The organism is Marinomonas sp. A3A, from assembly GCF_018336955.1.
Classification (GTDB): Bacteria; Pseudomonadota; Gammaproteobacteria; order Pseudomonadales; family Marinomonadaceae; genus Marinomonas; species Marinomonas lutimaris.
Genome location: NZ_CP025532.1, coordinates 1278266 through 1293403, shown reverse-complemented (window position 1 = coordinate 1293403; position 15138 = coordinate 1278266). Strand labels below are relative to the sequence as shown.

11 protein-coding genes are annotated in these 15138 nt (G+C 41.8%); 3 read left to right on the top strand and 8 right to left on the bottom strand.

The genetic code is table 11. The annotated features are described in order from the left end of the window. The first annotated feature begins 225 nt into the window (after positions 1-225). The gene (locus tag CYL31_RS06010; protein WP_212918037.1) at positions 226-1263 is read left to right on the top strand and encodes a GGDEF domain-containing protein; all 1038 of its coding nucleotides are present in this window, start codon (positions 226-228) and stop codon (positions 1261-1263) included. Position 1264: 1 nt separating this feature from the next. On the opposite strand, the gene CYL31_RS06005 is transcribed toward CYL31_RS06010, so the two are convergent. From CYL31_RS06005 to CYL31_RS05970, 8 genes are all read right to left on the bottom strand, one after another. Beyond that, positions 1265-1693: a GNAT family N-acetyltransferase gene (locus CYL31_RS06005; protein WP_212918036.1), complete on the bottom strand. Its 429-nt coding sequence runs from the start codon at positions 1691-1693 to the stop codon at positions 1265-1267. Between the two features lies 1 nt (position 1694). Next, positions 1695-2174: an MgtC/SapB family protein gene (locus tag CYL31_RS06000; RefSeq protein ID WP_212918035.1), complete on the bottom strand. Its 480-nt coding sequence runs from the start codon at positions 2172-2174 to the stop codon at positions 1695-1697. A 171-nt stretch (positions 2175-2345) separates the two neighbouring features. After that, positions 2346-4337, bottom strand: coding sequence for a hypothetical protein (locus CYL31_RS05995; RefSeq protein ID WP_212918034.1), 1992 nt, complete (start codon positions 4335-4337; stop codon positions 2346-2348). 204 nt (positions 4338-4541) lie between these two features. Next, on the bottom strand, positions 4542-5960 hold the full coding sequence (locus CYL31_RS05990) for an esterase-like activity of phytase family protein (protein WP_212918033.1): 1419 nt from the start codon (positions 5958-5960) through the stop codon (positions 4542-4544). 153 nt (positions 5961-6113) lie between these two features. Next, positions 6114-6386, bottom strand: a complete 273-nt coding sequence (locus CYL31_RS05985) for a hypothetical protein (RefSeq protein ID WP_212918032.1) — start codon at positions 6384-6386, stop codon at positions 6114-6116. A gap of 119 nt (positions 6387-6505) precedes the next feature. After that, positions 6506-8323: an ATP-binding protein gene (locus CYL31_RS05980; RefSeq protein WP_212918031.1), complete on the bottom strand. Its 1818-nt coding sequence runs from the start codon at positions 8321-8323 to the stop codon at positions 6506-6508. A gap of 188 nt (positions 8324-8511) precedes the next feature. Further along, positions 8512-10113 carry an isocitrate lyase gene (locus tag CYL31_RS05975; protein ID WP_212918030.1) on the bottom strand — a complete coding sequence of 534 codons (1602 nt, stop codon included), beginning with the start codon at positions 10111-10113 and terminating at the stop codon, positions 8512-8514. A gap of 60 nt (positions 10114-10173) precedes the next feature. Next, on the bottom strand, positions 10174-12345 hold the full coding sequence (locus tag CYL31_RS05970) for a malate synthase G (protein WP_212918029.1): 2172 nt from the start codon (positions 12343-12345) through the stop codon (positions 10174-10176). 143 nt (positions 12346-12488) lie between these two features. Between CYL31_RS05970 and CYL31_RS05965 the strand changes: the two genes are divergently transcribed. Both CYL31_RS05965 and CYL31_RS05960 read left to right on the top strand, forming a co-directional pair. Continuing rightward, positions 12489-14015, top strand: coding sequence for a DUF3612 domain-containing protein (locus tag CYL31_RS05965; RefSeq protein ID WP_212918028.1), 1527 nt, complete (start codon positions 12489-12491; stop codon positions 14013-14015). A gap of 532 nt (positions 14016-14547) precedes the next feature. Then, positions 14548-15138, top strand: coding sequence for a hypothetical protein (locus CYL31_RS05960; protein ID WP_212918027.1), 591 nt, complete (start codon positions 14548-14550; stop codon positions 15136-15138).

Here is a 15138-nt window from a genome sequence, read left to right as displayed (position 1 = left end):
TCTAGCATATAGTTGTGCTTTATTTGCTTGGTTTACTCTACTTTGAAGCCACTTACTAGATTTTGTCTTTTTTCGTTGCTAAAAAGAGACAAAAATATAGAGACTTAATTGAAAAAGAATCGAATAACCATCTCGCTCTAGAGTAAAGTTGGCGACTGGAAACCATGAACACCTTCTCTCTAAACTCTTTTACTTATATCTAAAAAAGGACAGTGGCACAAAACTATGCCAGACAATACACAACATCAGCTGAGCCATAAACTCATATTGCGCATAGTGGAACTATCAATTTTAACCTTACTTATTGATCTAACCTTACGCCCCTTGCTTGTTCAACTCCCAATCTACTTTACTTGGATTGGCCTGTTAGATTTAGCAATAGTGACAAGTCTCTATATTATTGTTCGTTTTAACATTTTTCCCACACTAGAGATCATATTGTCTCTACTCGTAGCCATCATCATTATCACTCCTTCATTTGCCCTTTCCGGTGGTGTAAATAGCCAAGTAGCCTATCTATTACCTCTTTACCCGATTATGGCGGCTCTTATTGGAGGCTATCGGGAGTCTTTAATTGTCACTATCATTTTAGCGATAGCTATCATATTAGCGACTATTTTCAGTCAGCATATTACTGACTTAACGGGGGCGATGTATTCCGAACAAAAATCAATAGACCGAGGTTTTTGGTTAACAACGTCTATCATTTTTAGTGGCGTTTTTGGTCGCTTTTTCTTAAAAAGATATACTGAACTTACGCAACAACTAAAAAATGAAAACATCCAAGACCCCTTAACAGGACTATTCAACAGAAGAGGCTTAAACCTACATTTCAGCAAAGAATTAGACAGTGCAGACGCCAGCTCATCCTCTTTAAGCCTGATACTTATTGATATTGATTACTTTAAAAAAATAAACGATATGTATGGGCATGACATTGGCGATATCTGTTTGATAGAAATAGCCAGCAATCTTTCACAAGCCATAAGAAAGAACGACATTCTTGCTCGCTTTGGTGGAGAGGAATTTATCATTATTTTGCCAAATACGACAAAAAGTGAAGCCGCGAGTATCGCAGAAAAATTAAGAGTCCTTATTTCTAAACAAAAATTCAGTAGCCTTAATTTAGTACTGACCATTACTCAAGGCTTGACTGAATACAACAAAGACAATGATAACGCGCTAAAAATGATCAAACGCGCAGACAAAGCCCTCTATAGAGGTAAAGATAAAGGGCGAAATTGTGTAGAGCAGTCTGAATAGACTATCCCTTATAAATGTCAGGCTGCCATTTTTGCATAAAGGTTGCTGGCGAACTTAACGGTGTGTAACCAAACTGTTGATATAAGCCATGAGCATCTTTGGTCGCTAATAAGATTCTTCGCAATCCCTGCAGTGATGGATGGTCATGAACTTCCTGCATCAGCCACTTTGATAAGCCTTTGCCTCGATGTGCTTCATCAATAAACACATCCGCCAAATACGCAAAGGTTGCTTGGTCCGTTATCATCCTAGCAAATCCAACTTGCTTCCCTTCTGCCGAGAAAACACCAAAGCACAGCGAGTTATCCAGTGCTTTTTTTAACGTTTCTTTAGGTATGCCTTCTGCCCAATACGTGTTTGATATGTAACTATGAATAGCATCAAACTCCATTTCTTCACGATCACAACTAACCCGATAACCTGACACCATTTTAATCTCTCTTACGCCAACGACTGTATTTAGAATGTACTCCACGGGTAAAAGCGGACGAATACTCCTCCAAAATATCCACACCATATAAAATAGCGACCACAATAATAGACAGCTTTATCGCCACATAAGAACCGATAATAGCAATACAAACACCAATTGCAGCAAGCGTCCAGATTGTCGCAGCAGAAGTAACACCAATAACAGCACCATCCTTAGACAACATCACGCCAGCACCAAGAAAGCCAATTCCGGTAATCACCTGACCAATAATTCGTGATGGATCCGTCGTCTCAGCAGCAACAAACATCGATGAGGCAATAAACACATAAGTACCTAACACGATTAACGCTGAGGTTCTGATCCCTACTGGCTTACCTCTTAGCTGTCGTTCTAAACCAACAATGACACCACAAAAAATAGCAGTAGCAACCGAGCTCCAACTAAAGGGAGTAATTGAAAATAATGACTCTAAATTCATACAATATTTCTTAGGACAAACGCCATAACTAGAAGAATAAAACCTTCTTATTAAGGTACTCAATTTTTAATATTAGTACAGTGATTAATCAGTGATTTAGTTAGAAAAATAAGAAGGAGAAATGAAATAAACCATGAACGTCTTCCATGACATCATGTTGATATATTCACATTAACAAGGAACAAGCACCCAAGAAATGACCGTATTCTCATAACCATCTTGGCATTTGTATTCACGATATCCATTCGATCTCGCAGCGCCAATAAGATACACCTGATCATCCATCCTAATGGCCGTAGCAGTACTACCATCTCGGTACAACTCGGTCATATTAACCGTAGGAAAAAAGACACTCCCAATAGCATGAGCATCTGATGAACTCGCAATAACTAAGCCTTTTTCCGAGGTAAACAAAGCTTTAGTGCCCGCTTTAATAACACCATTGTCACTTGGCAAAATATCCTTAAGAATGGCATGAAACTCCACAGTAGAATCAAATACGACACCAATGCCACCAATCACTTCATTGTTTTTTTGTGAACTACGAATGGCCGCATTATAAATGTAAGTATAAGCGCCATCATAGCAATCGAAAGGTAAAAATGGCGACACACTATAAGCGTAGATATCTTGCATGTGAAACACGGCCTGACCACCAGAATTGGACTCGATATGCTGCCCAACTCGATGCTGACAAGCATCATCTGAAAACGCAATATAACGCCCGTTCTGATCATAAACGTATAACGTGTGATACACCGTATACAAAGAATGAATTTTTACTAACGTCTGGCGAATACTTTTTTTATCGACATCGGGAGCAGATAATGCCGTTTGTAGCGAAGTGCTCAACCCCCACCAGCGACAATCATTTGCACGTTCGTACAGGTTACGATCCATAATGTCTACGGCCAAACTGGCTTGCAATCGTATCGCGTTCAATTGGCCGGATATAATGGTAGAAAATAAAGAATCGATGGAGTTTGCAAACACATTGTCTATATCTCGACCAATTTTTTTGATCGCTTCTAATACTGGCATAAACTCTACAGCATCTTTGCGAGCCGCCGTAATAATACCATTCAATACAATCAACTCTAAATCATCATTGATAGAGATAGACCGATGACGGATATCAAACAAATCAGCTGAAATAAGCCCAGCAAGATCAGAAATTAAGGTTTGATGATCCTGTGTATCGCTTACCCCTCGATCCATATTTTCTAATGCCAATAACGATCCCATATGCCAATTTTCAGGCCCCGTATAACCTTGATAAGGCTGACCTTTAGTCGTCACTTGAACCCTGTCTTTATGGTGAACCGATACCACTTTTGGCGAAGCGCTTAAAGATAGATGAGTCGGACAAAACTGTTGGTAACTTTGTGGAGCAAACAGCACATTTCCCGCGCTATTTAAGAGCAGAAAATGATTCTCTTCCTGTTCGAATAAAAGATGATTGGTAATTTCTTCTAGTTCATTTTGGAAACGAAAACACAAAATAATAATCCCAACAACACGCCCTTCATCCCTTACCGCATTGGCGTACAAGAGATTTGGCTGGGAACCTGCCATCAAATCTGTTTGCCCGAAATACTCTACATAATGTTCTGGATCTTTAATCGCTTGCCGGATTAACTCATCCTGTACTTTGCCACCTCGAGAAGGCTGGCTCAGCTGAAAGATCAACTCACCATCAGGCGTTACTAATAATGCATCTTGATAGACAGAATAAATATCAACATAAGCTTGTAGGCGCTGCCTTAAAAACACGCTATCGCCTTCATTTCTATCGCTATTTTTAAAAAACTGGAGAACATCACGATCTGTAGCCAAAAAGCCAATATCCGCGGTTCGCTCAAAAAGATTACGAATTAACACATCAATAGCCATCTGACAACGGGACAAATCTTGCATAACGACCTTTCGTGCATGCTCGTTTGTCAGGCTTTCAATCAAGCGTTTTTGAAGAAGATGGAACTGCCCCAAGGTATTATCCATGTCTTCTAAAATCGTCGAAGCGACTTCAAAGCTATTAATCTTGCCAATTAAGGCTATTTTTTCCCACCAAGTACTCAGCGATTTTAATGTTTGATCGTATCGATCAATTCCTTTTATAAAACGTTTAATCGATGATTGATTTTTAGAAAGGAACACGTCCACTACAAATATCCTAGAAAGCATTAAAGATCGCCATAAACAGCAATTAGCCTGCCAAATTCGATATAACTAAGAAAAAATAAAATAATAGTGAATCACACATAATAAAGACCAAGAAAATAGATAATGACGCTAATTATTTTAGATATAAAAAAAGGAATGCTCTTTAGCATTCCTTTATAAAACGGTTCAAATAAAGGCTAAAAATCAATCACCCATCAAATCCGCTTTAATTATGTAGAGTCGATTTGAATCGATGGTGTTTTTATCAAGATGCTTTTGCTCCAATTTGCCGTTGGTCGCCCAAGTAGCGAAATCATCGTCATTCAATACACCAAGGTGATCCTGATCAATCACCCACAAACCTTCCATTTTATCGTGCGGATAAGCAACCGCTTTTACCATATCTACCACTAATGTTTTGTTAACTGGTTTAATTCCCTTTTCTGCTAACGCTTCCCAGCCATTTTTAATAGTGAACTGCTCTAACGTTAAGCCATCAATCATTAACCCATGGCTCTCATCACGAGTGATAGAAGAGGACAAAGCGACATTAGAAAGCGGCGTTCCTGTGCTTAAATCGATACGGTAAACATGCTTTTGAGCGCTCGGTTTAGCTTTAGATTCGCCATCAGGGCCGCCTAGCAAAAAAGCGCCATCTCGCTCGATAACCAAAAACTTATTCGCCGTTAAAGTGGATATTTCAGAATTAGAGTTTTCATTTTTTTCTTGGCGATACAAATACTGCTCAGTTTTACCTGTGCTTAAGTTCACTGTGACAATACGCGTCAAATCACTTTTTTGTGCCGCTTTATCAGGGTTCTGCAACGTCGATTGCATAATACCTACCAAGGTAGATTCATCTGGTGTGATAGCTAAACCTTCCATACCTCGGTTAGCACGACGATGCTGGAATACAGCAGGAAGATGATAAATATCACGGCTGTCCTCCTTAAAGGCATTAATGCGACCAATTTCAACACCATTACTGTCAAAGTGGACAATATGTGGGCCATATTCATCACTCACCCAAAAAGTCCCGTCTTTCAGAGCGACTAAACCTTCACCATCTAAACCGTAATCATCTAATTTAATTGGATTAGTTGCTTTGTCATAAGGCTTATTATCATTCATTAAAACAGGCTGGCCATTTGAATGATAAGGCGTCTCCCCTGTGCCTCCTAACGCAGAAGTATTTGGTAATCCTGTAATCAAACTGCCTTCTGGACGTTTCAGTAAAATACTTTTCACCATCGAAACTTTACCATCAACAGAGACTTCGAATAAACCAATACGCGGAGTATAAGACGCCACAGGGAAGCTCTTACCTTTACCATATTCACCACTGTAATCAGCATTCGGCCCGCGGTCTGTTAGAGCATAAAACTGGTTAGCTTGATTTGGATTCGCCGTCATAGCAGAACCAAAGCCACCATTACGAATTTCAAATGGCTGATTCGTTTTGTTATCAATCAGATCGTCACGCAATATGGAATGCGGTAACTCGCTACCTTGCTTTGGGAAGTTATCTGCAAAACGAGATGTCGGCGTTATCAATGAATTATTTGCACAACCAGACAACACGCCAACTGAAACCAAAGTTGCTAACCAAATTTTACCTGTCATTTTCCACCCCTTTTGTGAAATCGCACATCAGTGCATTTTATAATTCTCACTTCAGGGTAAAGGTTTGCCATGACGGTTTGATGAACAGGCATTAAAAAGCCCGAGCATTGGCTATCAATGACTCAGGCTTAAAAGAGTATTCTTTTGATGTAATTATTGACTCAATGGACCAGTCGGGCCACCACCACGATGATCCCCTCCTGAGTAAACATCAGCGTCTTCTTTGACTGCATTTTTACCAGTATCATCCTTCTTAACAGGCTCAACTTTAGCAGCACTGGCCGTTCCCGTCAGCGGCCCTGTTGGACCTCCGCCACGATGATCACCACCGTGATAACCATCATTCGAAAATAACGAGCACGCAGCTAAACTTCCCAAAAAAACGCTAACCACCAGCCCTTTCAGTATTTGATTTACAACTTTCACACAGATACTCCGCTCAATCTTATTGGATTATGCTAGGTAGTTTATCAATGAAAGGCAAAGCTAGTATCCAAAAAATGAGGATGTCTATAAAAGACAAAAAATGGGCCTTGTATCATTTTTCAGGTTTGTTGATTGATTATCCCACCACTTCGAACCTTGTTAATCACTGACTCTAAATCTTCAAACAAAAAAGGTTTACTGATAAAAGTATTCATACCTGACTCAAGGCATTTTCGTTTAATATCTTCTTCTACATGAGCCGTCAGTGCAACGATTGGCACTTGATTTAAACCTTTGTCTTTCTCAATTTTTCGGATAGCGATGGCAGCTGAAAAACCATCCATTTCTGGCATATTACAATCCATAAAAATCACATCGTAGCGCTGTGAGCTATTGAATCTATCCAGAGCGATTAAGCCATTCTCAGCCAAATCAACAGAACAGCCTAACTTTAAGAAGAATTGCTCGCAGATCATTTGATTTACTTTATTATCTTCGACCAACAAGACATGTAAATCAGGTTGAACCTTAGGACTTAGGCTAGACCTTTCCGGCAACTTAGTTGATTCCTTAGGGCTCACTTCAAAAGCACGAGCAAACGGAAGAGTAACAGTAAACTGACTCCCAGCGCCAACGTCACTTTCAATCGAGATAGTCCCTCCCATGAGATCAACTAAACGCTTAGTAATACTTAGCCCAAGCCCAGTCCCTCGAATGTTAGGGTGAAACTGACTAACTTGATAAAACTGCTCAAAAATCTGTTGCTGATCCTCATGCGCAATACCAATGCCAGTATCTCGAATAGTAAAAGACATCAGTACAGGATCCATGCCATCTTTTTTAGGGCAAGATACTTCTACAGAGATTTGGCCTTCTTCCGTAAATTTAAAGGCATTTCCGATCAGGTTATATAAAATCTGATGAAGCCGATAAGGATCGCCTTGGACGGACTCAGGTATACTATCGATAGCACAAGTAAGCTGAATTGGCTTTTTATCAAACTGAGGCGCAAGCAACAACATCACCTCTTCAACGACATTACGTGGGCTGAATGCGATTTTTTCTAACTCCAACTGCTCTGCGTTAATCTTAGAGTAATCTAGAATATTATTAATTATATGCATCAAGGTTCGGCCAGCATTATTGATTACTGTCACTTGCTGCTGCTGCTTTTCGTTGAGATCTCCCATTGCCAGTAATTGAGCCATGCCAAGCACTCCATTCATTGGCGTTCGTATTTCATGTGTCATCGCGGATAAAAAATCGGCTTTAGCTTGCCCTGCCAATTCGGCGGCTATTTTTGCTTTCTCTAGTTCCTCAGCTTGCTCTGAAAGCTTTAAATTATCATTAAGTGCCTGCCAATAAGCGCGATTCTGTTGTTTTCCTGTGACCAAGATAAACAGGCCATAACCAAGAATTAAGCCAACAACAATCAAGTTTCCTGGCTCATTGAGAAAAAAACCAGCAGCCAAGGCAAAAGGCCAACAAATCAGCAACCAGTAACTGCGCATTGTTTTATAAGAAGGTGCCAATACGGTGATTCCACCAATACTAATACCAGCCGCGGCCATCATGTTAATGGTCACAGGTAAGTCGACAATCGGATTAACGTAAAAAAGCCAAGCAGAACCACTTACCCACACAATTGCAGAAGAATTGTAAATAAAAGCATAACGGGAGAAATAGGACGGGTAGTCAATTTCGTGTGAGGAAAACACTTTGAAAAATAAAAACAAACGATAAAGCTGAAGCAGTAAAAAACAACCAGAGAAAAAGCCAATAATAACTAGGTGTTCACGAGCCGTTGCTGAACTAAAAACAGCCGCCCAAAATGCAAGTAGATAGAAGATTCCGCCATACCTAGAACGTTTAGCTAAATCTTTTAAGCTAATGTCATTGACTTGCTTATCACCCAGCGCATAACGTGAATTATTCAATAAGGCTCTCAGATTCAATGGTCGTTAAAAATTTTAAATACTTCAGCAAAGAAATACAGATTGATTAGATAGTAGAACATTTCGATTATATTGAAAACCGACTAGTAGCGCCTTAATAAACGCTTTACGAAAAAAGGCCAGCAGGGGGAAAACTGCTGGCCTTTGTTATCAATACACTCTGATTTCAATCAGACTGCAAATTGATTCATGGTGTTATCTTTGCCAGACGCTTTCAGCGCCTGCTCACCAGAGAAGTACTCTTTATGATCATCACCAATGTTTGAACCGGACATATCTTGATGTTTCACACAGGCCAAACCTTGGCGAATTTCTTTACGCTGAACTTCTCTTACATAACCCAACATGCCAAGTTCACCGAAGTAGTCTTTCGCTAAATTGTCCGTAGACAAGGCGGCCGTATGGTATGTCGGCAAGGTAATCAAATGATGGAAAATCCCTGCTTGTGCCGCTGCATCTTTTTGGAAGCTACGAATACGCTCATCTGCTTCGTCTGCCAACACACTACCATCGTAATCTTGAGACATCAGTTTCTCGCGTTGGTATTCGCTAACGTCTTTACCTTCAGCCAACCAAGCATCAAACACTTGCTGACGGAAGTTCAATGTCCAGTTAAAAGACGGGCTGTTGTTGTAAACCAATTTCGCGTTTGGTATGACGTCACGAATACGATTCACAATGGCAGCAATTTGACCGATGTGTGGTTTCTCCGTTTCGATCCACAATAGATCCGCGCCATTTTGCAAAGACGTAATACAATCCAATACCACACGATCTTCACCTGTATTGGGTTTAAAGCGCACCAAACCATTGGCTAAACGAGTTGGCTTAATCAAACGCTCCCCCATTTTGATCGCCATATCGCCAGACTTCATTTGCGCAAGTGACGTTACTTCTTCGCCATCAATAAACGCATTGTATTGTTCCGCCAAGTCGCCAGCCGTTTGTGATACTGGGATCTTTTGCGTTAAACCCGCGCCCAAAGAGTCAGTACGAGCCACGATCACGCCATTGTCCACGCCCAACTCCAAGAAGGCATAACGCACCGCGTTAATTTTCGCTAAGAAGTCTTCATGAGGCACGGTTACCTTGCCATCTTGGTGACCACATTGCTTGGCATCAGATACTTGGTTTTCGATCTGGATACAACAAGCGCCCGCTTCGATCATTTTCTTCGCTAGCAAATAGGTCGCTTCTTCGTTACCAAAGCCCGCATCAATATCAGCAATAATTGGCACAACGTGGGTTTCAAAGTTATCGACTTTTTGCTGTGCGGCATGTTCGCGGACTTGATCACCCGCCGCTCTCGCTTCATCCATCTCTTTGAATAAATGCTGTAATTCACGGGCATCCGCTTGTTTCAAAAAGGTGTATAGCTCTTCGATCAAAGCGGGCACTGAGGTTTTTTCATGCATAGATTGATCTGGCAATGGGCCAAATTCAGAACGCATGGCCGCAACCATCCAGCCTGACAAGTACAAGTAGCGGCTGCGCGTGGTGCCAAAATGTTTCTTAATAGAAATCATTTTTTGTTGGCCTATAAAGCCGTGCCAGCAACCTAAAGACTGAGTGTAGTTCGCTGGGTCTTTGTCGTAGCTCGCCATGTCTTCGCGCATGATCTTAGCTGTGTATTTGGCGATGTCTAACCCTGTATTGAAACGGTTTTGCAATTGCATTCTAACCACAGATTCTGGGTTCATCGCGGCCCAAGTTGGACCTTGTGAATGAATCGTTTGGCTAGCTTGTTGCGTTTTATTTTTGTAAGTATGCATGGTATTTCTCGCTCTTTAGGTTGTTTAAATGGGTACAAACTCTTAACAATTAATTCGTTTTCAATGCGTATCCTTCACCTGTATTCGGTAGACATGTAACAAGGGCTCTGTATAACCGTTAGGTTGAATGGCACCTTTGAAGATCAAATCCTGCGCGGCTTTGAAAGCGACGCTATTGGCATTGTTCGCCATCGGACGATATCCCTCGGTGGCTTTATTTTGTTCATCTACCACCAATGCCATGCGTTGCATCACCTCATCAATTTGCTCTTTGCTACAGATTCCATGCAGTAACCAATTAGCCAAGTGCTGACTGGAAATTCGCAAGGTGGCACGGTCTTCCATCAAACCCACATTATTAATATCAGGCACTTTCGAACACCCAACGCCCGCTTCTACCCAGCGCACCACATAACCGAGTAACCCTTGAACATTGTTTTCGATTTCACGTTCAATCACTTGCTGCGACAAAGTAAGGTTGCTTGGAATCGTTGGGATAGTTAATAAATCCGTTAGATTCGCTTTTGGGCGATGTTTAATACGCTCCTGCACTTCAAACACATTCACTTGGTGATAGTGCAAAGCATGCAGTGTGGCCGCTGTTGGTGATGGCACCCAAGCCGTATTGGCGCCGGCTTTTGGGTGGGCAATTTTCGCTGTCATCATGGCCGCCATTTCATCTGGCATGGCCCACATGCCTTTGCCGATTTGGGCTTTGCCTGGCAAACCACATTGCAATCCAATGTCTACATTGCGGTTCTCGTAAGCTTGGATCCAAGGTTGATTCTTGATTTGGTCCTTTGGTAAAAAGGCACCCGCTTGCATACTGGTGTGAATCTCATCACCAGTACGATCCAGAAACCCCGTATTGATGAAGAAGACTCTTGATTGCGCCTGACGAATGCACTCTTTCAAGTTCAGAGTGGTGCGACGTTCTTCGTCCATAATGCCGATCTTGATGGTGTTTTCTGGCAAGCCAAGCATCTGCTCTACTCGAGCAAAGAGTTCACAGCTAAACGCCACTTCTTCTGGTCCGTGCATCTTTGGCTTAACGATATAAATGCTGCCAGTACGACTATTACGCATGCCTTGAGTACGCTGTAAATCCAGCGCACCAATCAAGCTTGTTACTACCGCATCCATAATGCCTTCCGGTACAAAGTTACCTAGCTCGTCTTGCATCAAGTCACATTCCATCAGGTGACCCACATTGCGTACCAACAATAATGAACGCTCATGTAGACGGTATTCCTGATTGTCTAAGTCCGTGAAAATACGATCAGGGTTCATGCGGCGCGTTTGCGTTTGTCCATCTTTGTTAAAGCTGGCCTCTAGCGTGCATTGCATCAGTCCTAACCAATTGCGGTACACTTCAATTTTGTCTTCCGCATCCACCGCTGCCACAGAGTCTTCACAATCAATAATGGTGCTTAATGCCGACTCAATTAGAATGTCATTGATATTGGCTGGGTCTTTCGCACCGTTTTTACCGTTACGATCAAACTGGATTTCTACGTGCAGTCCATTGTTTTTCAGTAAAATGGCTTCTGGTTCACTGCGTTGGCCATTTACCGCCACCAGCTGACAAGGCTGCTTCAAACCGGTTTGATGACCATCTTGGAAAAAGGCCAACAAATGGTGGTAATAAACAACATAGCTGACCACGTCTTTATGGGAACCAGACTCCAGCGGAAACACTTGGTCCAAAAAGTCTTTGGCTTTGGCAATCACGGCGTCACCACGAACTGGGTTATAGGCTTTACCAGTGGCTAGCTCGTCTGTTTTGCTAATCACATCTGTACCGTAAAAGGCATCATACAAACTACCCCAACGAGCATTGGCGGCATTCAATGCAAAACGAGCATTTTTTACTGGTACAACCAATTGAGGTCCAGCCAAGTGAGCGATTTCTTCATCGACATTCGCCGTAGTGATAGTGAAATCTTCGCCCTCTTTGACCAAGTAACCAATCTCACGCAGGAACGCTTCATAGGCATTTATGTCCATGGCTTGGCCTTTTCGAGCTATATGCCATTGGTCAATTTGTTGTTGCATATGGTCACGAGTTGCCAATAGTTGGCGGTTAATCGGTGACAGATCAGCAATCAGCTGTTCAAGATCGCGCCAGAATTTTGTCGGTTCGATAGCGTGAAGTGGCAGCACTTCTTCATTGATGAAGTGGCAAAACCCTGGATGAATCACACTGTTATTTTTAGCTTGGGGCATATTCATCTCACTTTCCTTCTTTCTCATATCACTCTGATTCTTAGGGTTAGCAATTCGTTTGATCTCTCTTACGATTGCTTGATTTATAGTCTATGCCCTACTAAGATAAAATTTCACAATAAGAATTACACAGTGTAAATTTTACAAAAATGAAAAATAAAAATAGCCTCAATCGCAAAGCCCATTTTTTGGGTACTAAGATCCGCAACCTGCGTAAACGCAACCGTTTGACGATGGAAGACCTGTCGGCGCGATGCATAAAAGTAGACGCAGAATCGGCTCCATCTGTGTCATATTTGTCCATGATAGAAAGGGGGAAACGCATCCCCAGTGAAGACGTATTGGAAGTCATCGCCAGCGTTTTTCAAAAAGATGTCGAATGGTTTTTAGACGATATTCCGGAAGAAGAAGCCATCACTCCAACGAAAGGATCTGGTGGTGGCATTAATGGTATGGCGTTAGAGCCAAACTTTTTGTTCTCCAAAGAAATACTACAAATCGCCATTCCTGAGATGCTTTCGCAAACGGGCACCAGCGGTCGTCAATTTGCGCATTTATTGATTCGTGCCCACCAAGAACACCATCAAAATCATTTCCCAGATTTAGAACGCGCTGCGGAAGAAGTGGGACTCAAACGCTTACCATTGAGCCTTGATGAAATTATCACCATCACCAAGCAAATGGGTTTGCAAATTAAGTGGTTTAGAAAAACACCCTTAGCGGTGTTACAAGAAATGGGCATTAGTGAAAGCCATGTGGTGACATCTTTCTTTGATCCACCAAGTACGATTTACATCAACCAAATCATGAAAGCCCAGCCACAACGGTTAAAATACAATCTCGCAGTGCATATTGGTCACACGGTATTGCACGACAAAGACGGCATGAAAAACGTCTTGGTCACAGGGCGAAATGAGATATCACCCTTACAAGCGCAGAATGCGAAAATACAATCGTCAGGTATGGACGCTCAGGATATTTTGTACGCTTGGCGAGACTTCGAATGTAGCTTTTTTGCTGGGGCTTTGCTTTGTCCAAAAGTGCCGTTTAGACAAATGCTGGATCGCAATGGCTACGAAATTAATACTGCACAATTAGCAGGTGTTTCTGAATCCGTCACCATGCGCCGCATGACGGCAGCATCGCCTTATCCCCATTGGCATTATTTTGATGCCTACGCTCCCGGCAAACTCAAAGCCGTGTATCGAGGTAATGGTATTCCACTACCTTGGGGCAATATGAGCATGGTGGAAGACCCTTGTCAGCACTGGTCGGTATTTCGCAAAATCAGCGAACCTAGTACTGGCACTTCAGCACAAATATCGATTCTTAATGTCGGCGACGAGCCACGAATATACGCCTGTGAATCAATCAAGGTGCAAGATCTTGCCGGCAATAGCCACGTACTTTGCTCCGGCATTGACTTGAATCCTGCTATTGATGCCCAAGGCAAAGACGCCCTCTCCATCGCGGCAGATCTACGGGAAGCTTGCGTCACCAAAGGCGGTTCCTCACAGATCCCGAGAAGCATCAAAAAAGACCTGATGAGCGTAGCAAAAATTCTCAATATCAATTGGATCGAACGCGGCATAGACAACGATGCGAGATTGATTTGCTCTCGCGGCGCCGTCTGCCCAAGAAAACCGAGTTGTTATCAACAATGTGAGGCACGTTAGCTTGTTTGAGGAGAGTTTATCGGTGGAAGCCAAGCCGTGTGGTGTTTTGCTTGCGTCACTGACGTCGTCAGCGCAAAACACCACACGGCTAACTTCTACTTATGTTTTTTTATCGTCTCGGTTTTTGGTGATAGTTTGAACTAAAATAAAGATAACGGATTAAAAAGTACGAATAATGACGTACAATAAAAAGGTACGATTTATTTCGTACAAAAAGAAGTAGTGATGGGTTTCAAGGATGTGAAATCACAAGTGATAACTTGCTTAGAAAATGGCTCATACGACCATGAAGTGAGAGAAAAAATTGATGTCAAAAACCTTTTCCAGTGCGGTCAGTTAACCGATGATGAGGTTATTGAGCTGATACGCCATACTCGCGGCAACGAGTACGAAATGAGCCCTCATCATCAAGTTCCCACTATCAATGTGCACGTGTTAAAACCATTCAAGAATGGAAAACGATGGTATATAAAATTTTACTTTATCGAACCCGATGTCATGTTTATCAGTGTTCACGAAAGCGGAGTCTGAAATGAAAATAGTCAAAGAAGGCGATTCAAGACAGGTGATTTGTCCAGAATGTGGCTTAACGAAAGCGACTTACCTGCTTAGAGATGTGAGTTTTAATGATGATTCTGGCGTGGTAAAAAATATCTTAGCAGCGGTTTGTGATCACTGCGATACGGTCGTTAGTATCCCAAAGCAATCTACAGCAAAAGTAAGAGCAGAATACAATAAGATCAAAACACCAATTGATGTGCGTTTGCCAGCACACTTTTTAGACATTCTGAATGTAGCGACTCAGAAGATAGATGCCAGTTTAGGTGACAGTTTTAATAAAGCCCTAGTCTTGTATTATCTCCACGCTTTAAGTTCCAATCGATTCTCGCAAGACGACTTAGGTTTATTGTTAAAGTCTGACATTGCCAAAGCAAAAGCGTCGAAACGATTCTCCGTTAAGCTCAATGAAAAAAGCATTAACGAAATCAAATCCTTAATGGCATCACAAAAATTAAAAAATAATACCGAAGTCTTTAAAAGCCTTATACTTAAAATCAATGAAGACATCGTTCAGCCTAAACATCTAGCTGAATTACAAAACTTCGCAGCGGCTTTTGCATGA

Bases quoted from the DNA above. Each gene is read 5' to 3' on its own strand.
- CYL31_RS05990 (WP_212918033.1), bottom strand. From the start codon at position 5,960: ATGACAGGTAAAATTTGGTTAGCAACTTTGGTTTCAGTTGGCGTGTTG.
- CYL31_RS06010 (WP_212918037.1), top strand. From the start codon at position 226: ATGCCAGACAATACACAACATCAGCTGAGCCATAAACTCATATTGCGC.
- CYL31_RS06005 (WP_212918036.1), bottom strand. From the start codon at position 1,693: ATGGTGTCAGGTTATCGGGTTAGTTGTGATCGTGAAGAAATGGAGTTT.
- CYL31_RS05975 (WP_212918030.1), bottom strand. From the start codon at position 10,113: ATGCATACTTACAAAAATAAAACGCAACAAGCTAGCCAAACGATTCAT.
- CYL31_RS05965 (WP_212918028.1), top strand. From the start codon at position 12,489: ATGAAAAATAAAAATAGCCTCAATCGCAAAGCCCATTTTTTGGGTACT.
- CYL31_RS06000 (WP_212918035.1), bottom strand. From the start codon at position 2,174: ATGAATTTAGAGTCATTATTTTCAATTACTCCCTTTAGTTGGAGCTCG.
- CYL31_RS05960 (WP_212918027.1), top strand. From the start codon at position 14,548: ATGAAAATAGTCAAAGAAGGCGATTCAAGACAGGTGATTTGTCCAGAA.
- CYL31_RS05970 (WP_212918029.1), bottom strand. From the start codon at position 12,345: ATGAATATGCCCCAAGCTAAAAATAACAGTGTGATTCATCCAGGGTTT.